Source organism: Janthinobacterium silvisoli, assembly GCF_014200725.1.
Lineage (GTDB): Bacteria > Pseudomonadota > Gammaproteobacteria > Burkholderiales > Burkholderiaceae_D > Janthinobacterium.
The window spans coordinates 462,008-481,311 of record NZ_JACHCL010000002.1 but is presented as its reverse complement, the minus strand read 5'-3'; the positions used below and the strand labels follow the sequence as shown (position 1 = coordinate 481,311).

Genomic DNA, 19,304 nt, shown 5'->3' with positions numbered 1-19,304 from the left:
ATAATTTTTTACATGAAATCATGAAAGACGTTGACAGGAATTTCATTTTTAATAGATACTTAATTGCCAATATTTTTTTTGGCATTCTTATTATCATTGATTCGCATTGCTTTCTTTTTCAAAGAAATGCTGTGCTTTTATTTTATTAAAGGAACGGTAATGGCAAATAGTGTCAAGGCAGTAGACCAGGCTAAAAACAAGATGAAAGTGCTGGATTTGCAGGAACTTGCCGAAGTGAGCGGTGGTAAAACAGTGGAGGTCGATTCCTGGAGCACTGCCAGCAATCGTTGCCAAACCGTCCAGGCTGATGAGTGGAGCACTGCCAGCAACGATTGCCGTTAATCGTCGATAGAAAATATGACGTGAAGGTTGAGCGCTCGGCCTTTGCGTCATCATCAACGTATTGAAAAAGGAAGAAAATTGCACGCGCCCTTGAAATTGTTGAAACCTGATCCGCATATTTTTCTTCCGCAATCGTCCTACCAGCCTTCACACCAATACCATGACCAAGTGTCGGCACTATTGCCGAAAATCTGGCGTTTGAAGCAGGAAAGTTTCTGGACCCACGCCATGTCACCCTCGGTGATCAATGTCGCCCAAGGCTGGAAGATACATGTTTCAGCTATTCATGCATCTGCGGCGGATATACTGTCCAAGGTTGTGCCGATTTGCGTGGAATTCGGGGTTGATTTCAAGTTTGCCAGCGATCCGAAAATCCTGACGCGGCTGCTGTCGAAAAATTGTGCGCGTGGTTCAGGCGGCAAATTCATCACCATCTATCCTCCCAGCCTCGCGGTGTTCAAGGCCATGCTCGCTGCGCTGTATGGGCCGTTGCAGGGGGAGCAGGGGCCACATATATTATCTGATATGCAATATCAGGATTCTCGCGTACTGCATTACCGCTATGGTGGCTTCCACCGGTTTCCCGAGATCGATGTCGATGGCGGTAACAGGCTATGCATCCTGAATGATCAATTCGAATTCTTTGAAGATGCACGTACGCCCCGCTTTTCATTGCCCGACTTTGTATCCGATCCATTCGAACAGACAGTTGTCGAGCCGGAAGAGGTTGAAGACGAAGATGCAGTTCGCTCCGGGGAGAAGCCTTTATTCGGTGAGAAGTACGAAATATTGCACGTTATTAAGTTTTCCAATGCCGGTGGTGTCTACTATGGCCGCAACGTGGAAAACCAGGAAGCGAGCATTGTCAAGGAAGCGCGGCCTTTTGTGGGCGCCGATGCCAGGGGCAACGATGCCATCGTCCGCCTGCAAAAAGAATTCCGGATATTGGGAAAAATATCCGATCTGAACATTTGCCCCAGGCCTTTTGACTTCTTCAAGGAGTGGGACCATTGTTTCCTGGCGACCGAATTTATCGAGGGTATTACGTTACGGCAGTATGTCGTGAAAACCAACCGCCTGATTCATGGGGAAACTTCGGGCGATGCCTTAAAGATTTGGCTGGATAATGCGATGAAGATCGCCGTCGATCTGCTCGATATCTTTGTCAAGCTGCATGGTCGTAATATTATTTTCGGTGATCTGTCACTGAACAATGTGATGATCAATCCAGAAACACTGGCCTTGAAGCTGATTGATTTCGAATGTGCGCTGGAGCCGGGAATTGATGCTTCCATTAATATGTTTACGCCTGGTTATGGAACGGAAGAGCGGCTTGATCGTGTCAGCATCGAATTTTCAGACGATTATTATGCACTTGGCTGTACTTTATTGGCCTTGATAGCACCAAATGTGACCTTGATTCAGAAACGCGAGGACTTTGTAGAAGTATTCTTTTCGGAAGTGGCGAAGGAAATCGATCTTCCGGAATACTTTATCACATGCGTAAAACATTTATTAGATAATCGCGAGGTCGATCTTGTCCAGATAGCTGCCAGCTTGCGCCAGGGCGTGGAGGTGGGTGTTGCCGGCTATGGTCATGGTATTTCCATGGCAAGCAATACGGCAGAGCGCGATGTGGCGGATTGTCGCCGCATGCTCAAGGCAATCTATGCGTATCAGACCAGCGTGATGGATACGGGGCAAAGCGAGCGGGTATTTCCTGTCGGCTCAGCATTGACCGATCCCATGACGGTGGACCACGGTATGCTGGGTATCGCCTATGTCTGGCACCAGGTGAACAAGGAACTGCCGCCGCAGTTCGACGAATGGATACGGCGCAGGTTTCATGCGGCGGGGCAGCGGCCCGGCCTGATGAACGGGTTGGCCGGGGCTGCATGGGTACTCGCTTCGCTGGGAAGGCAGAAGATGGCGGTTGCCGCCATCAAGTCGGCCAGCTTGCACCCGCTCCTCTTTCAAAAGATGTCGCTGGGCCACGGCGCTGCTGGCTACGGACTGGCCAATCTGTATTTCTGGCAGCAGACTGGCTCTGAAGCCTATCTGACGGAAGCCATCCGGATCGCCGATATCGTGTGCGAGGCAGCGATTCCGACGCAAGATGGGTGTGCTTGGGAAGACCCGGCGGCGGCAGATGGCGCTGCTGTCGGCCTGCTGACGGGGGCCAGCGGCATCGCCCTATTCCTCTTGTATGCCTACCGCGTCACAGGGACGCCGCGGTATCTGGAGACGGGCGAGCAAGGATTGCGTTTTGATATGGCGTGCGGCCGGCGCATCGAGGGAGGAATTGGCTTTCCTCGCCACTCAGCCGGTGCGAACAGTATCCTGTTGCCGTACCTGGCGTATGGCAGTGCCGGCGTGGGCAGTGTGGCACTGCGGTTTTATATGGTGACGAAGCGTCCCATGTATCGTGATTTTATCGATGCTATCAAGGTTGCCGTGGCACAGAAGTACTCGGTGTCGCCAGACCTGTTCACCGGTCTGGCCGGGATGGGTAACTACCTGCTCGATGCTCATCAGATGCTGGACGACGACTCGTACCTGGGGTTGGCCCATCGGCTGTCGCACGGTTTGAAGCTTTTCGAGTTGCCACGCGAAACCGGCTCCGCTTTTGTGGCGCTGGATCAGGCAAAGATCAGTTCCGACTACGCTTGCGGCGCAGCCGGTATTGCCCTGTTCCTGCATCGTCTGCAAGGCGGCGGACCGAATCTGAACTTCATGCTGGATCATTTGCTCGACGCCGATTAAACATGCGGCATGCCAGCCCTGGTTGGCATGCCCATGCCAGGCTTGCCAGAGCCGTTCAGAAAAACACGGCAGTGCGGGGAATGATCGCGCCCGTATTGCCATACGGCTGGGTAGCGCGTACGGAGCCGGTGGTGGCGACGCCGTCGTCGAGCTTGCTATCGATTTGTTCGGCATAGCCTTCGGGCAGGTTGTCGAAGCGGATGCCGTTGCCGGCGCGTCCGCCCACTTCGTCGTTGTACAGGTAGACGGCGCCGCCCTGGGCGCTGGTCATGAACTGGCTGGTGCCGTTGAACGAGCCGGTAATGAAGCCGCCCAGCGCCAGGTGTTGCGGCGCCAGCGTGAATTCGCGCGGCTGGCCATCGCCGATTTGCCCATCGCCATTGCCATTGCCGGCTGCGTTCGGTACGTGCAGGGTGGCCTGGATATCGTCGCCGGGCAGGGCGCGGAATTTGTCCTGGTAGGCATTCACGGCGGCCGTCAGCGAATTCGATTGCTGGATGATGTTTTTCACCTTGGCGCTGTCGATCAAGCCCTGTCCTTTCAACACGCCGCCCAGCAGCAAGCCGATGATGACAAGGACGATGGCGATTTCAACCAGAGTGAAACCGGATTGGCGATGGTGAGACATGGCGTTTCCTTTCAAAGAAGCTGCCAGTGGCAGGCTATTGTACATTTTTTGATAACTTTCTTCCCAAGGTATCGAGGCGGCGCGCGAGGAAGGCCAGTTCGTGCGGGTCGGTGATCTGGCCATCCTGGATCAGGCCGCCGAGCACGATTTGCGCGCTGTCCAGCTGGTCCATGTCTTCCAGGATAAAGGCTTCCATTTCGCGTACCCACGGCGGCACCCGCACGCCTGCCGTTTGCAGGCGCAGCTGGCGGGCATAGGCCAGGGCCAGCGGCAAGTCGTGCAGCTGGTGCTTGGCCGTCAATGTGGCTTGCGCCATGGCGGGCCAGCGATGCGCGGGATCGTCGTGAAAACTACGGGCGACAAAATCGAGCATGCGCCGCGTACGGACCGGGTCGGACACGCCCGCATAGACTTCGCTGGCCGCCACCAGCGCGTACTGGCTGCGTGGATCAAGCGCCAGTCCTGTTTCCAGCCAGCCAGCAAGATGATCGTAATCGAGGCTGCGCCACGGCAGGCTGACGCCGGGCTGGTCTTCAAACGCTTGCAGATACAGCAGCCAGCCCTTGGCCATGGCCAGCGGGTCGCCCAGGCTGGCCAGGCGGACGGCGGCCAAGGGCGGCGGAGCCGGTAGCTGCTCCGCTTGGACTGCATCGTTGTTCTGATTCCAGCGCCAGCCCAGTTGCAGCAGCAGGGCGCAAGCCAGCAGCAGCCATACTGACCTGGGTACGCTAGCCATTGGGCGCAGGCGGTTAATCATCAGATATTCCTGCGATAAAAGTCGCATAGCGCGCAGGCAGCCAGCAAGGTCACGTAAATGGCCGTTTGCGCCGCCACCATGCCCAGCGCATGCCAGTCACCGGTGGCGTACAGCAGCCATTCCGTGCGCGTGAAATTGTCCAGGCGCGGCAGCAGCAAGGCCAGGCCATCGATGCTGCTGGCCATGGCCTGTCGCGGCCACGACGGCCCGCTGCCTGGGCTATGGGCCAGCAGTTGCAAGCCGCCCACGCTGCGCGCCAGCACATAAAAGCCGCTGCTGGCCGCCAGCGCCGGCAAGGCGTGCTGCAGGCTGGCCGCGCACAGCAGGCTGAAGGCGGCGACTATCCATAATTCACCCAGCAGGGAAATCGCCCACAACGCGCTTTGTGCAGCCGGTGCAAACAAGGCCGTCAAGGCGCCAAACAGCAGCGCCGGCACGGCCGCCAATGCCGCATAGCCGCCCAGCTTGCCCAACAAATAGCTGGAGCGCGGCATGGGCAGGGCCAGCAGCAATTCGGTGCCTTTGTCGGCTGCTTCGCGGGCCATGCTGGTGACGATAAACGTGGCGAGCAGGAACACGCTGGCCAGGCGCAGCACGGCTGCCAGCAGCGCGGCCTGCACGGCCAGGCTTTCCGTCAGAGCCAGCTGCCGCAAAAAGCCGGACAAGCCCAGCGCGGCGCAGGCAGCCAGCAGAAATAGCCACAGCAGCTTGCTGCGCAGCGCTTCGAGCAAGGTGTAGCGGGCGATGAGGATGATGGACGAGTGCATCAGCGTGGCAGCCTTTGCGCCGTGACCATGCGGTTGAACAGGATATTGGGCGACAGCCACACGACCATGTCGTCGAAGCTGCCGCCCGCCTGCAAGCCCGTGCTGGCGGCGCGGCTGATAAAGAGCGTGTTACTGGCAATGTTGTTGCGCTCATCGAGATTGCCAGCATCTGCCTGGGCCACCTGGCGCTGGCCCTGCGCGCTGGTGGCGCCAAAGCCGTTCTTGCCATGGGACATGATCACGGCGGGAATGTCGTTGAGGGCGGTGGCTTGCGTCAACGGGCCGCCGTCGCGCGTGGCGATGCTGATATCGCGCGGTGTCGCCAGGCCAAATTGCTGTTCGCTGTCGCTGAAGGCCGACGTAACGCTGTAGCGGAACAGATTGTTCCAGCTGTCGCTCTTGCGCAACCCCAACGTGGCCCATGGCAAGAAGCCAGAGCGTTTCTCTTCCGTGCAGCGGGTGCCGCTACGGTCTTCCAATCCATTCATGGCGGAAATGGCGGGGCAGGGCAGGTAGCCATAACGCACGGCAAAGCCCGTCAACGCTTCGCGCGCGTCTTCCAGCGACTTTTGCGTTTCCGCTACCTTGCGCTGCTCCAGTTGCACCGTCAAAGGTGTGACCAGGCCGCCTATCATCAAGCCCACGATGACGAGCACGATGGCGATTTCGATCAGGCTGAAGCCCGCTTGATGCTGCGGCTTCATGGCTGCACCTCGATCACGTCCTTGATGGTGCCGCTCGCCGGATCGTAGCGCTGGCCCGGTTTCAAGCGCAGTGGCAAGCCATTCGACAGGCGCAAGGTGCCCTTGGTATCGTTGTGCGGCGACTGGTTCAGCCAGATGGTGGAATGGCCGCTGCTGCGCTGTACCACGCCGTTCAATTCCACCGGTGGCGGCGGTTCTGGCGGCGTTGCCGGGGCGGCCTTGTCGGCGGGCGGCGCACCATAGCGCTGGGCGTCAAGCTGGGCCCGCTGTTCTGGTGAGGAAAACAGCCGCCCCAACTGGGGAGGCTGTGCCTGCGCCGGCATAGTGACGAGCAAAATGATTATTAAACGCTTCATGGGCGCTCCGTTCCGGTATTGCCCAACGTCAGCCACAACAAGCCGCACTCGGCGCTCAAGGTAGCCGCTGCAGTGTTACGCTTGATGCTGCAATCGTGCACCGCAAAGTAGCCGGCCTGGCGCAAGTCGTCCAGCAGGTTCAGCATATCCATTTCGTGCAGCAAGTCCATCTGCAGCCGCATGGGCGTGCCCCGTAACTGCAGCGTCCCCATGGAAAGCGCCGGTGGCACTTTCAGTACTTGGCGGGCGCTGATGTCATAGCTGATAGTGAGCAGCTTGCGTTCTTCCTGGCTGTGGCGGATGGTATCGATCCAGGCCAGGCGGTTTTCCTCGCCGATCAAGCCCCGCTGGCGCAAGGCCAGGAACGCCGGTTCATAGGCGCGGATATCGCGCTTTTCCGTTTCCACCTGATTAAACCGGTTGGCCGCTGTCGCGCGGGCCTGGCGCGCCAGTTCCCGTTCATCGCGCTGGTGGTCGGCGTAGCGGTAGCTCAATCCGAGTACCAGCAGACTGGCCGCCACTGTCAAGGCGGCGCACAGCAGGGCGGGTCTTAGCCTGTGCAGTTCGGCCAGCCACCACGGTGCGGGGCGTGCGGCGGCGACGGCTTTTTTCATGCCGGGCAAGGGCGGCGATTTGACGGGGCCGCTCATGGCTGCCACACAAGCAAGACGGTGAAGCGCGCATGGCCATCCGGCGCCGGCGCGGTGCTCTTGCCGCTCAGGGACACGCCGGGCCGCAAATCGAGCGGCGCTTCCTCGATTTCCACGCGCAGGCGCGGCTGGCGCGCCAGATCTTGCGCAAAGGCGGTGATGGCGGCCAATGCGCTGCGGTAATCATTGCGTGGCATATCGACATCGGCTTCCAGGCGCAAGGCTTGTGCAGGCGCCGCCGGGATACCGGCCAGTGTACTGGCGATGGCTGGCGCCGCCTGGCCTTGCGGCGCCGCTTGCGCACCGGACGTTGTCCGCGCAGGTGGCGGCCCTGCATTCCAGTGCAGCTGGTTCAGCCGCACTTGCGGCGCTCCATCGAGCGCCGCACTGAGAATGGCCAGCAGGCGGCCCGGCTCCGGCGCCTGGCTGCTGAGCATGCGTTCCACGGTGACGGCCGTTTTCATGGTTTGCGTCTTGGCCGGCGCCGGTGGCATGCCGGACATGAGCTGGCGGTAGCGTTCCTGGTACGAGGCCGTTTCCTGCCGTAGCCGCGTGGTCTCTGAGCCATCCTGCAAGCCGCCCAGCAAGTTGACCGCACTCCATATGACGGCCAGCGTGCCCAGCGCGATGCTGGCGCCATACAGCGCGGTGCGGGTGCGCTGCACATGGCGGTGGCGGGCCAGCGTGCCCGGCGGATAATGGCTGGCTGGCGGCCGTTTGCCCAATAAGCTCAGCAGCAATGCATCGGCCAGCAGCGGCGCCGTTTTCAAACCCACGCGCTCGCTGGCGGTCTGCAGGTCGATGAAGTGATACGCCACTTCGATGCCGTTTTCACATATTTGTGCCAGCTTGGCGATCTGGGCAGTGGGCGCCAGGATGACGGTATGTAATACGTCGCCGCGCGCCAGCATGCGCGTGCTGGTCAGGAATTGCCGCGTCTTTTCCGTTTCCAGCGCGATATTGACGGCCACGCCGTCGAGCGCAATGGCCGGCGTCTGGCGCGAAAAGCGCAACTCTCCCTGCTCGTAATAGCTTTGCCGCAAGCCGCCCGATTGTTGCGTCACCAGCAGCAAGTGTTCATGCGGTAGCGCCAGTTTTTTTACCAGCGCAATGCTCAGCAGGCTGGTCGAATAGATGCCGGCCACCGGGATGGACAACTGGTCCAGCACGTCCGTCCAGGGTTGCAGCAGCGCAGGATTGGTCAGCGCAAAAAACAGTAGCTGGTCATCGCGGCGGCCCGTTTCTTCCCGGCCCAGCAGGTTGCTGCCACGATAGGGCGTGTCGCGGTACAACTGGCCCAGGCGCCGCGCCAGCAGCGCGCGGCCCGCCTTGCCGCGTACATGGGGCAGCAGCTGGCGCTGGAAATCTTCTTCGATCAAGTCCGTCAGCAGATAGGCGGGTACGCGTTGCCGTTGCTCGCTGGGGTCTTGCAGCCAGGCCGCGAAAGCGTCGAGTCCGGCCGCGCTGGCAGGAAAAACCTGGCCAGGACCGAAGGCGCCCTGGCGCCAGTCGTAGGCGGTCAGGGTGTCGCTGGTGAGATAAAAGAGTTGTTTACGGGACATGATCGTTTCAGCCTTCACGTCTTGATCGTACTGATCGTGTCGTAAATGGGCCCGAGCACGGATAGCATGATCCAGCCCAGCAGCAGGCCCAGGATCACCGTCATGGCTGGCTCGATCATCGCTTGCACCTTCTCGATCAACTCCTTCACTTCGCGATTGTAGAAATAACTGACATTGCGCAAGGCCGTGTCCAGCGAGCCTGTTGCCTCGCCCACTTTCAGCATGCGGATCACCAGCGGCGGAAAGATGCCCGTGTGCTGGAAGGCGTTGGTCACGCCCTGGCCTTCACTGATCAGCTGGGCGGCGCGGCGCAGGCCGGCCGCCACCACCTGGTTGCCAGCGATGCCTTCGGACAAGCGTATGCATTCGAGGATGGTGATGCCCGAGGCATACATCAGCGCAAAAAAGGTGGCAAAGCGGGCCAGGATGATTTTATGCAGCACCGGGCCGATCAGCCAGACCCTGAGTTTCAAGCCGTCGAAAGCATAGCGGGCCGCCGCGCTGCGCTTGATCCAGCTGCGCGCGCCCAGCAGCAGCACGATGGGCAGGGCCAGCAGCAGATACCAGTAATCGATAAAGACGTTCGAGACGGCAATCAGCACGCGCGTGTGCAGCGGTAATTCGCCGCCCATGTTGCGGATAAAGGCAGTGAGCTGCGGCACCAGGTAGATCATCAGGAAAAACGTCACGGCGCAGACCACGATGGCAACGATGATCGGGTACATCACGATCTTGCGCGTCTGCGACGCCAGCTCATCCTGCCACTTTAAACTTTCCGACAGGTTCTTGAACACTTCGGCGATCTTGCCGCTTTGCTCGCCCGCCAGGATCAAACTGGTAAACGTGGCGTCGAAAATATCGCCATGCTGGGCCATTGCGCCCGACAAGGGCAAGCCGCCTTCTATGCTTTCGATCAAGTCGGTGACCACTTCGCGCAGGCGCGGGTGGTCGGTGCTGACCCGTAAATCATTCAAGCCGTCCAGAATGGGCACGCCCGCGCCCGTCAATTGCTCCATATGGAAACAAAAGTTGATCAGGTCGCGGCGGTGGATCACGCGCTTGCCAAACACCGCCAGATACTGGCCCGTAATCTTGCAGTCGATCAAGTCCAGCTGCATGCGGTGCAGCCGCGCTTCCAGGTCGGGTACGTTGGCCGCCTCCATGCTGCCGGGAATCAGGGCGCCGCCAGCGTCCATGGCGCGGTAGACATATTGCGGCATTAGCTTAACCTGTCCGTCAGGTCGACCACGCGCGCCACTTCGTCCAGGGTCGTCACGCCTTCGCGCACGCGGCGCAAGCCGTCATCGACCAGCGCGTGGAAACCGGCTGCGCGGGCCGCATTCTTCAGTTCACGCGTGCTGGCCCGGCGCGCCGTCATTTCATCGAGTTCGGGCGTCATTTTCAGCAATTCCATGATGGCCAGGCGTCCCTTGTAGCCCTGGTGGGCGCAGCGCTCGCAACCGACGGCGCGGCAGATATTGATGGGGCCATCGTCAGGGTGCAGTCCCAGCAAGCGCCGCTCGACGCTATCCGCTATCTGTGTTTCCTTGCAATGCGGACACAGTTTGCGCACCAGGCGCTGGGCCACGATGCCGATGATGTTACCCGCCATGATGTCGGGCAAGATGCCGATATCGAGCAGGCGCGACAGCGAACCGATGGCTGAATTCGTATGCAGGGTGGAATACACCTGGTGGCCCGTCATGGCCGCGGCAAAGGCCATCTCGGCCGTTTCGCGGTCGCGTATCTCGCCTACCAGTATCACGTCCGGGTCTTGCCGCATCATCGAACGGATGCCGTCGGCAAAGCCCAGCTTGACCGATTCGTTGACGGAAGTCTGCCGTATCATATTCATCGGATATTCAACCGGGTCTTCCAGCGTCATGATGTTGACGCTTTCCGTGTTGATATGGTTGATAATGGAATACAGGGTGGTGGTCTTGCCGCTGCCGGTCGGGCCCGTGACGAGGATCACGCCATCGGGCCGGGCGATCATCAGTTTCAAAAGATTGAGTTCCGTCTCGGCCAGGCCCAGTGCGTCGAGCGGGACGATGCCCGTTTGCCGGTCCAGCACGCGCAATACAAAATTTTCGCCATGCACGGTGGGTTGCGCGGAAGCACGAAAATCGATTTGCCGTCCAGAAAATTTGATCGTGATGCGGCCATCCTGCGGCGCGCGCGCTTCAGCGATATTCATGTTCGAAATCACTTTCAGGCGCACGGCCATGGCGGGCCAGTACGATTTGTGCAGGCTGCGGATTTGCCGCAAGATGCCGTCGATGCGGTAGCGGATGCGCAGGAACGACTGTTCCGGCTCGAAATGGATGTCGGACGCGCCGTTTTGCACGGCGTCGGCCAGCAGCGCATCGATCAGGCGCACCATGGGCTGGCTGTATTCGTCCGAGGGCGAAGCCATGCTCTGGTAATTGACTTCGCCCGTTTCGATTTCATGCAAGATGCCATCGATCGACAGTTCAAAACCATAATACTGGTCGATCGCGCGCGTGATATCGGATTCATTGACCAGCAGGGTGGAAATCGTGATGCCTTTCACCAGCATGGCGCTGATCTGGTCGAGCGCGACGATATTGCTGGTGTCGGCCATCGCCAGGATCAAGTTATCCGTTTGCCGTTCATAGACGATGGGAAACACGCGGTAGCGCTTGGCCACGTCCTTGGGGATCAGCTTGAGGGCGATGGCGTCCACCACCAGATTCGATAAGTCCGCGCTTTGCTGCCTGAGGTTTTCGCTGAGCGCCTCGCGCACGGTGGCTTCCGTCACAAAGCCCAGGCTGATCAAGAGCTTGCCCAGCGGTTCGCCGCTGCGCTTTTGCTCGATCAGCACGATGCGCAACTGGTCTTCGCTGATCACGCCTTTCTGGATCAGCAATTTACCTAACGGAAGTTTTGCCTGTTCTGCCATGTAATGCTTATTCCTGTCTGGTAATGACGATGCCGTCTGTTGCAGGGTTGACAGGTGCACCGAGTTCACGCAGGCGCGCCTGCGCCGCTGCCTGGTTGAAGGCGGCTGGTGCTGTCTGCGCCAGGGCCAGCGCTCGCGCGTAATAGCTGGCCGCCATCTTTGGCTGGTTCAACTGGTCCAGGCCAACGGCCAGGTTGAATGCGTAATCGGGGTTGCCGGGTGCGGCGCTGTAGGCGCGGAAAAATTGCTGCTGCGCTTCGGGCCAGCGCCGCTGCTTGGCGTAGACATTGCCTAGCGCGAACAGCACGGGGCCGCTGTCGGGCGAGCGGGCCAATATGGCTTTCAGCTTCGACTCGCTTTGCACCACGTCGCCCTGGCGCAAGCTGATCAGGCCAGCCAGGGCCACGCCGTCGTCGGGATTGAGTTCCAGCAGACGCACGTAGAGTGCGGCCGCCTGTGCGCCTTGCTGTTCGCGCAGCGCTACCGAGGCCAGGCCCAGCAGCGCGTCGCGGTTGCTGGTTTCCTGGCGCAGCACGGCTTCATATTGCTGGCGCGCACTGGTCAACTGGCCATCGTTGAGTGACTGATAAGCTTGCTGCAGGCCGGGATTGATGCGTGGTGCCGTATCGGTGCGCAGCACCTTGATATTGCTGGTGTCGGGCGGGACTACACGTGGCGGTACCGGTGCAGGCGGCGGCGCTGGTTCGGCGTGCACGACAGTCCGTTCTTCGTGGTGGATCACTGGCGCCGGTTCTTGCTCGGACGCCGATGGCGCCACTACAACGATGGGAGCGGCCGGGCCAGCGTTGCTGGCGCCGGGCGCGTCCGTCAGCGGCATGGGCACGCCGGGCAGGTTGGCGCCCGCGCCAGGACTGCTGCTGGCGCGCCAATACCAATAGCCCATCACACCCACCACCAGCAGCAATATCCCCAGCAGCACGGCCAGGCGCACGGTGGCCGGGTCGATGCTGACGGCGCTGCGCGGTGGCGGGGTGGCGCGGCTGGCTTGGTTGGTCTTTGGCTTTGGCGGTGGAGGTGGCGGAGTTTCTGCGCGCTTTTCCGTACGCGGTTCTGTCGGAGGTTCGGGCTGTGACGGCGTATTGGACGCCATCGGCTCCAGGCTCAGCGTATCGGTGGTCTCGAACGATGGCGGCGGCTGGGCTTGCCTTGCGCTCGGTATCGGCGTGTCATCGGCTGGCGCCAGCTCCAGCACCTGGTCGTAGGCTTCGGAAGGCTTTTCCAGCTCTTCCTCCTGCAGGCTGTTCTGTTTGGCGCGCTCGGCTTTCTTGAGCGCCTGCATCAGCAAGCTCATGGCGGGTCTCCCTGCAGGCGCGCCTGCGGCGGTCCATCCGAGTAAGGCTGGTTATCGAGCGGCACCTGGCCAGGCAGCAGGTAGCGGTAGTCGCGGTAATCGCCTTCGATGCTGGCGTCCTTGACCACCACGGGGCGCATGAAGATCACCAGTTCCGTCTTGCTACTCGCTTCATTGCGATAGGTAAACAGGTTGCCGACCAACGGCAGGCTGGACAGGCCAGGCACGCCATCCTTGGCATTGTCGACCGAATCCTGCATCAGGCCGCCCATTACGGCAATTTGTCCGCTGGCCACTTTCATGATCGATTCCAGCTCCCGCGCCTGGATCACGGGCACGCGGCTGACCACGCTGGCCGTGGCCAGGGCCGGGTTCGGGTCTTGCACGTAGCCGACGATGCGCGTGATGGTGGGGCGCACATTGAGCGTGACTTCGTCGCTGTCGGAAATTTGCGGCGTGACGCTCATGACGAAGCCGACTGGCACGGTTTCCAGTTTCGACTCATACGTGGCCGGGGTGGTGATGGTGCCCGTGGAACTGATCACGGCGGGCGTGACCTTGATGGTGAAGAAGACGTTGTTGTCGACTACTTTCAGCATCGCCGTCTGGTTGTTCATCACGCTGATTTTCGGGCTGGACAGCACTTTGACCTTGCCGAACGATTCGAGCAGCTGGATGGTGGTGGCAAAACTGTCCTTCGCGTAATTGAGCAGGAAGATGCCGGGCGTGGAATTTGGCACCACGCCCGATGGCAGGCTGGCCGTGCCCACTTGCCCCTGGTTGATGCGCAAGCTGCCCGTCAAACGCGACCAGTTGATGCCTTGCTGGTATTCATTGCTGAGGCGAACTTCGATGATGGTGGCCTCGATCAGTACTTGCCGCTTGACGCTGTGCTGCACGATATCGATGAATTCAGCCACCTTTTCATGTTGCCGCCCCGTGGCGCGCACCGCGATCAAGCCGCCTTCCACATTGACCACCACCGAAGAAGGCTTGCCCTTGTTGGCCAGCTTTAATAGCGGCAAGCCATTCGCGTCCAGCGGCACGCTGCCGCCAGTCTGATTACGCGCAGGCTGGCCGGCAGGCGGATTGAGGCTGTCCGATGGCGGATTGTTGCCCGATGGCGTGGCATTGGGATTGTTGCTTTGCGGCTGGACCGGCACGCTGGCCAGTTGCTGGTTCAGCAGGGCCAGCGGGTCGGCCAGCGGATCGTTGAGCGTGGTGTCGCGCAAGAGGTCGCGAATATTGCGTTCCAGGCTGTACCAAAAATTGTTTTCCGAACGGTTCACCACCAGGGTGGTCGAGTTGTTGTTGCCATTGCCGCCTACTACCGGGCTGCTGGTATTAGCAGTATTGTTGCCGCCACTGCCGTTGTTATTGCTACTGCTGGCGCCGCCGCCCGCCGTGGAAATCTGCGTGGCGATGTTGACGCTGCTGTTGGTGCTGCGCGCCATGTTGACATAATCGATCTTGTAATTGCGCCAGACGGCTTCGTCCGGCAGCACGGTCAGGTTCTTGCCATCGATTTCATAACGCATGTCCACTTGCCGGGATATGCGCGTGAGCAATTGCGGCAAGGTCTGGTTCAAGGCATTGAGCGTGACCAGCCCATCGATCTGCGGGTGGATATCGATATTCATGCCGGCGTCGCGCGCCAGTGCAAACAACAAGGATTGCACGGGCACCCTATGTACCGTCACGCTGTAGGTCTCGACCTTGGGCGCGGCCACGGGTGGGGCCAGCACGGCGCTTTGCTGTACCGTCTCGGGAATCGCTCCGGAAGGGCGGGGCGCTTCATTGATATGGCCCTGCGATAACGGTGTTTGCTGCACTGCACAGCCAGCAAGCATGGCGCAGCAGGCAAGGGCGACTGGGGCCAGCACAGGAATAGGGTGTTTGCTCATGAAGATATCGCCCTTGATGTCGTGTTGTGCTTTTGCAATTTTAAACAGCATGATGGCCTAAAAGCAATCGTGTGTGCAGGCAAAAGCAGGCATCGATTGAAATAAAGTTGCCCCTCGCCACGGTCATCACGTAGCTGATGCTTGCCTCATCAGCAAGCTTGATTTCCCTATGGATATACGCGATGTTGCATAGCAATATTTTCGGTAGCAATGCAATTCAAAAACGCCTGTTCCAGGCTGGTTTGCGCGCCATCGCCGTGGCGCTGGCGGCATTCAAGCGGCGTGCCTGTAAACACGATGCGGCCTTCGTGCAGGATGGCCATGCGGTCGCACAGTTCATCGACATCGGCCAGCGCATGCGAGGTCAGCAAGGCGCCCCGGCCCTGCATGCGTAGGTTCAGCAGCGCACGCTTGAACAGGGCGCGCGCCTTCGGGTCCAGGCCGCTCATCGGTTCATCGAGCACCAGTTGCCGCTTGCCCGATAGCAGGCAGGCAAGCAGTCCCAGCTTTTGCATCATGCCCTTGGAGTAGTCGCGCGCGGGCCGGCCCAGTGCTTCGGGCGCGAGGTCCAGCGTGGCCATGCCATGGCGCACGGCAGTGTCGTCATACGCCACGCCATGCAGGCCCAGCAGGTAGCGCAAAAAGTCGCGGCCCGTCAGGTAATAGGGCGCCTGGAAACGTTCGGGCAGGAAAGACAGCGGCTGGCGCGCGGCGCTCTGGTGATGCGCTAACCCGAAGATGGCGATGCTGCCCGCATCCGGCGTGCAAAAGTCGAACAGGCACTTGAGCATGGTCGTCTTGCCGGCGCCATTCACGCCCACCAGTCCAAACAGTTCGCCGGGGCGTATGACCAGGTCGACGCCGCGCAGCACCGCCATGCCTGCCAGCTGTTTATGCACCTGATGGTAGCGGATGGCGTGGTCGCTCATGGTAAAAGTGAAGTTAAGTGAATACCATTATTGCCACGGCCGCTGGCATCGGGCAAGTGTTTCCTGATACTGTGGCGGTATATGCGGAAATCAAACTTTGGAATGTATTTTCTTTAAGAAACAACACGTTCTGGAATAAAATACCGCTGCGCGCCGTTAGCGCACGATGTCCGTCGAACCTGTTGAGGAGTAAGCATGGCAAGGCCTGAGAAAGTCCGTCTCGGTGAAATTTTGGTGCAGCAGAAACTGCTGACGGAAGAACAATTGGGCCTGGCGTTGACGGAACAGAAGCGTTCGGGACGCAAGCTGGGGCGGGTGTTTGTCGAACATGGCTATGTGACCGAAGAGCAGATTTCGGGCGCCCTGGCGCGCCAGCTGGACATTCCCTACATCAATTTAAAATTCTTTAACATCAATCCCGAGCTGGTGCGTTTGCTGCCGGAAACCCAGGCCCGCCGTTTCCGCGCGCTGATACTGGAAGACCGCCGCGAAGGTTTGCTGGTCGGCATGTCCGATCCGACTGACCTGTTCGCCTACGACGAGATCGCGCGCCTGGTCAAACGCCATATCGAGCTGGCCGTCGTCAATGAAACGGAAGTGCTGCAAGCGATCGACCGCATCTATCGCCGCACGGAAGATATTTCCACGCTGACACGCGAGCTGGAACAGGACCTGGGCGATGTCTCCGTCGATTTCGGCGCGCTGGCCGTCAATCCGGGGCTGGAAGAAGCGCCCATTGTCAAGCTGCTGCAATCGGTGTTTGAAGACGCCACGCAGGTGCGCGCGTCCGACATCCATATCGAACCGCAGGAAGGCCGGCTGCAGATCCGCTTCCGCATCGACGGCGTGCTGCATCTGCAAACGGAAGCCGACAGCAAGATTGCCAGTTCGCTGGCGCTGCGCCTCAAATTGATGTCGGATCTCGATATTTCCGAAAAACGCATGCCGCAAGATGGCCGTTTCGCCATCCGCGTGAAAAACCAGCGCATCGACGTGCGTATTTCCACCATGCCCACGCAATATGGCGAATCGGTGGTGATGCGGCTGCTGAACCAGGGCGGCACGTCCCTGCGCCTGGACGCGATCGGCATGCCGCCCGCGCTGGTCGAGCAATTCCGCGCCATCGTGCACCGCCCGAATGGCCTGGTGCTGGTGACGGGGCCAACCGGTAGCGGCAAGACGACGACTCTGTATTGCGCCTTGTCCGAACTGAACTCGGTGGAAAAAAAGCTGATCACGGTGGAAGACCCGGTCGAGTACCGCTTGCCGGGCATCAACCAGGTGCAAGTCAATGACAAGATCGAGCTGAACTTTGCCCGCGTGCTGCGCTCGGCCTTGCGGCAAGATCCGGACATCGTGCTGGTAGGCGAGATGCGCGACCAGGAAACGGCGCAGATCGGTTTGCGCGCCGCCATGACGGGTCACCTGGTGCTGTCGACCCTGCATACCAACGACGCCATCAGCACGCCGCTGCGGCTGATGGACATGGGCGTGCCACGTTACATGGTCGGCAGCTCGCTGCAAGCCGTGCTGGCGCAGCGCCTGGTGCGCGTGATCTGCGAAAGTTGCAGCACGCCATATGCGCCTACGGCCAATGAGTATGAATGGTTGCGCATGGAGCTGGGCGATCTGGTCGAGCGCAACCAGTATTTCCATGGTAAAGGGTGTTCGCATTGCAATGGCATGGGTTACCGGGGCCGCACGGGCGTATATGAATTGCTGGAAATCACGCGCGCCGTGGCCGACGCGGCCAACCATGCCGATCCGTCGCACTTCATGAAGGTGGCGGCCGCGCAAATGGCGGGCGAAACCTTGCGCCGCCACGCCGTGCAACTGGTGGTTGCCGGTCGCACGACGATCAGCGAAGCCATGCGTATCAGCAACCAGACCGAGGATTGACGTGGCGTTTTTTGCATACAAGGCCCGCAACGGTAGCGGGCAATTGCTGACGGGCGTCATGGAAGGCGCGGACAGCAATGCCGTGGCCGACCAGTTGATGGCCGGCGGCATCACGCCGGTGGAAATCAGCGTCACCACGCAGACCGTGACGGGCGCGGGCGCCAGCGGGCTAGGCTGGTGGGCCAGGCTGCTTGAAAAAAAAGTCACGCCCATGGATGTGCAGCTGTTCAGCCGCCAGCTGTACACCTTGCTGAAAGCTGGCGTGCCCATCATGCGTGGTTTGGCCGGTTTGCAAGAGTCGGCCATCAGTCCCGCCTTCGGGCGCGTGATCAAGGATATCCGCGAATCGCTGGACGCCGGCCGTGAGCTTTCGGCCGCCATGGCGCGCCATCCCACCATCTTTACACCGTTTTACCTGTCAATGGTGCGCGTGGGAGAAATGACAGGGCGCCTGGACGAAGTCTTTTTGCGCCTGTTCGACCACCTGGAATTTGACCGCGACATGCGCGCGCGCGTGAAATCGGCGACGCGCTACCCCAGCTTCGTGGTGTTCGCCATGCTCGGCGCCATGGTGGTGGTCAATATGTTTGTAATTCCCCAGTTCGAGAAAGTGTTTGCCAGTTTTCATGCCGAATTGCCGCTGATGACGCGCATTCTGATAGGGACATCGCGCTTTACCGTCACCTACTGGCCGATGCTGGCGCTGCTGGGAGTGGGCGGCTATTTTGGCTGGCGCGCATGGCTGGGAACGGCTGACGGACTATATAAATGGGACCGCAGCAAGCTGCGTATACCGATCGCCGGCAAGATCATCCTGAAGGGCACGATGGCCCGTTTTGCCCGCAGTTTTGCTTTGTCAAGCAGCAGTGGCGTGCCAATTGTGCAAGCGTTGACGGTGGTGGCGCAAACCGTTGACAATACCTACCTCAGTTCAAGAGTGGAGCAAATGCGCGATGGCGTCGAGCGCGGCGAGAGCATTTTGCGCACCTCGGTGGCTGCCAATGTGTTTACGCCGGTGGTGCTGCAAATGATCGCCGTGGGCGAAGAGTCGGGCTCGCTCGATGACTTGATGGACGAGATCGCGGAAATGTATGAGCGCGAAGTCGATTATGAATTGAAGACCCTGTCGTCGCAGATCGAGCCGATCTTGATCGTCTTCCTCGGTGCGATGGTGCTGGTATTGGCGCTGGGCATCTTCCTGCCGATCTGGGACCTCGGCCGCGCGGCCATGCATTGATGATCCACAGAAGCCGCCAGCGTGGTTTTACCTTCTTCGAGCTGGCCGTGGTGGTCATCGTGATGGGCTTGCTGGCGACTGTCTTGCTGAGCCGGCTTGCCTATTACCAGGAGCAGGCGCAGCGCGCGGCCGTGGCGCAGATGCTGGGCGTATTGCGCACCAGCGTGCGGGTGCAGGCGCTGCAGTTGTATTTACAGGGCAAGCAGGCGCAGCTGCCTGTCTTGCAGCGGCAAAATCCGCTGGACTGGCTGGAACAGCGGCCACCGAATGACCTGGGCGAATTGTTGGCGCCTGACGTGGAGAAGTTGCCGAGTGGAAATTGGTTTTTTGATAGAAGCGATCAAAAACTTGTCTTTTTGTTGAGAACCGGTAATATTTTTTCACCGGTGAGAGTTGATGTAATGAAATTTAAGGTACTCTTGCCCAATAGTGACGCCAACGCCGAGCAACTGGCTCGCGTGCCAGATATTGTGGCTGAAAGTGGACCAGATAGCGTGGCAGCGGGAGTTGCCGGTGCGGCAAGAAATTGAACTGTTTTTATGGTGTATTTTTTTGATTTTGGAGACGAAGC

The 19,304-nt window shown here is 59.8% G+C and carries 17 protein-coding genes; 5 read left to right on the top strand and 12 right to left on the bottom strand.

The features are described from left to right. Window positions 1-63 precede the first annotated feature (63 nt). Window positions 64-342 carry a hypothetical protein gene (locus HDE75_RS12335; protein ID WP_183677383.1) on the top strand — a complete coding sequence of 93 codons (279 nt, stop codon included), beginning with the start codon at window positions 64-66 and terminating at the stop codon, window positions 340-342. A 42-nt stretch (window positions 343-384) separates the two neighbouring features. Beyond that, window positions 385-3,105, top strand: a complete 2,721-nt coding sequence (lanKC, locus tag HDE75_RS12330) for a class III lanthionine synthetase LanKC (RefSeq protein ID WP_183677384.1) — start codon at window positions 385-387, stop codon at window positions 3,103-3,105. Between the two features lie 55 nt (window positions 3,106-3,160). Here lanKC and HDE75_RS12325 read toward each other — a convergent pair whose 3' ends face one another. The 12 genes from HDE75_RS12325 to HDE75_RS12270 all read right to left on the bottom strand — a co-directional run bounded on the left by HDE75_RS12325 (window position 3,161) and on the right by HDE75_RS12270 (window position 15,597). Further along, entirely contained in the window at window positions 3,161-3,733 is a 573-nt protein-coding gene (locus HDE75_RS12325; RefSeq protein WP_183677385.1) for a prepilin-type N-terminal cleavage/methylation domain-containing protein, read from the bottom strand. Window positions 3,734-3,767: 34 nt separating this feature from the next. Then, window positions 3,768-4,490: a hypothetical protein gene (locus HDE75_RS12320; RefSeq protein WP_183677386.1), complete on the bottom strand. Its 723-nt coding sequence runs from the start codon at window positions 4,488-4,490 to the stop codon at window positions 3,768-3,770. Continuing rightward, window positions 4,490-5,257: an ABC transporter permease gene (locus HDE75_RS12315; RefSeq protein WP_183677387.1), complete on the bottom strand. Its 768-nt coding sequence runs from the start codon at window positions 5,255-5,257 to the stop codon at window positions 4,490-4,492. The genes HDE75_RS12320 and HDE75_RS12315 overlap by 1 nt, the downstream gene beginning before the upstream one ends. Continuing rightward, entirely contained in the window at window positions 5,257-5,961 is a 705-nt protein-coding gene (locus HDE75_RS12310; RefSeq protein WP_183677388.1) for a prepilin-type N-terminal cleavage/methylation domain-containing protein, read from the bottom strand. The genes HDE75_RS12315 and HDE75_RS12310 overlap by 1 nt, the downstream gene beginning before the upstream one ends. Further along, the gene (locus tag HDE75_RS12305) at window positions 5,958-6,317 is read right to left on the bottom strand and encodes a hypothetical protein (RefSeq protein WP_183677389.1); all 360 of its coding nucleotides are present in this window, start codon (window positions 6,315-6,317) and stop codon (window positions 5,958-5,960) included. The genes HDE75_RS12310 and HDE75_RS12305 overlap by 4 nt, the downstream gene beginning before the upstream one ends. After that, on the bottom strand, window positions 6,314-6,967 hold the full coding sequence (locus HDE75_RS12300) for a hypothetical protein (RefSeq protein WP_183677390.1): 654 nt from the start codon (window positions 6,965-6,967) through the stop codon (window positions 6,314-6,316). The genes HDE75_RS12305 and HDE75_RS12300 overlap by 4 nt, the downstream gene beginning before the upstream one ends. Then, on the bottom strand, window positions 6,964-8,529 hold the full coding sequence (locus HDE75_RS12295; protein ID WP_183677391.1) for a hypothetical protein: 1,566 nt from the start codon (window positions 8,527-8,529) through the stop codon (window positions 6,964-6,966). The genes HDE75_RS12300 and HDE75_RS12295 overlap by 4 nt, the downstream gene beginning before the upstream one ends. A gap of 14 nt (window positions 8,530-8,543) precedes the next feature. Then, window positions 8,544-9,749, bottom strand: coding sequence for a type II secretion system F family protein (locus HDE75_RS12290; protein WP_183677392.1), 1,206 nt, complete (start codon window positions 9,747-9,749; stop codon window positions 8,544-8,546). After that, window positions 9,749-11,452, bottom strand: coding sequence for a GspE/PulE family protein (locus HDE75_RS12285; RefSeq protein ID WP_183677393.1), 1,704 nt, complete (start codon window positions 11,450-11,452; stop codon window positions 9,749-9,751). Before HDE75_RS12285 ends, HDE75_RS12290 begins: the two co-directional genes overlap by 1 nt. Before the next feature lie 7 nt (window positions 11,453-11,459). Then, complete coding sequence (locus tag HDE75_RS12280) at window positions 11,460-12,764, bottom strand: tetratricopeptide repeat protein (protein ID WP_183677394.1); 1,305 nt, start codon at window positions 12,762-12,764, stop codon at window positions 11,460-11,462. After that, window positions 12,761-14,719: a pilus (MSHA type) biogenesis protein MshL gene (gene mshL / locus HDE75_RS12275; RefSeq protein WP_260173989.1), complete on the bottom strand. Its 1,959-nt coding sequence runs from the start codon at window positions 14,717-14,719 to the stop codon at window positions 12,761-12,763. The genes HDE75_RS12280 and mshL overlap by 4 nt, the downstream gene beginning before the upstream one ends. A 116-nt stretch (window positions 14,720-14,835) precedes the next feature. Next, window positions 14,836-15,597: an ABC transporter ATP-binding protein gene (locus HDE75_RS12270; protein ID WP_183677395.1), complete on the bottom strand. Its 762-nt coding sequence runs from the start codon at window positions 15,595-15,597 to the stop codon at window positions 14,836-14,838. A 195-nt stretch (window positions 15,598-15,792) separates the two neighbouring features. Between HDE75_RS12270 and HDE75_RS12265 the strand changes: the two genes are divergently transcribed. Genes HDE75_RS12265 through HDE75_RS12255 form a run of 3 tightly spaced genes read left to right on the top strand, consistent with a single transcriptional unit; the run spans window position 15,793 to window position 19,263 of the window. Further along, the gene (locus tag HDE75_RS12265; RefSeq protein WP_183677396.1) at window positions 15,793-17,496 is read left to right on the top strand and encodes a GspE/PulE family protein; all 1,704 of its coding nucleotides are present in this window, start codon (window positions 15,793-15,795) and stop codon (window positions 17,494-17,496) included. 1 nt (window position 17,497) lies between these two features. Beyond that, window positions 17,498-18,733, top strand: a complete 1,236-nt coding sequence (locus HDE75_RS12260; protein ID WP_183677397.1) for a type II secretion system F family protein — start codon at window positions 17,498-17,500, stop codon at window positions 18,731-18,733. Continuing rightward, window positions 18,733-19,263, top strand: coding sequence for a type II secretion system protein (locus tag HDE75_RS12255; RefSeq protein WP_260173986.1), 531 nt, complete (start codon window positions 18,733-18,735; stop codon window positions 19,261-19,263). Before HDE75_RS12260 ends, HDE75_RS12255 begins: the two co-directional genes overlap by 1 nt. Window positions 19,264-19,304: the final 41 nt, after the last annotated feature.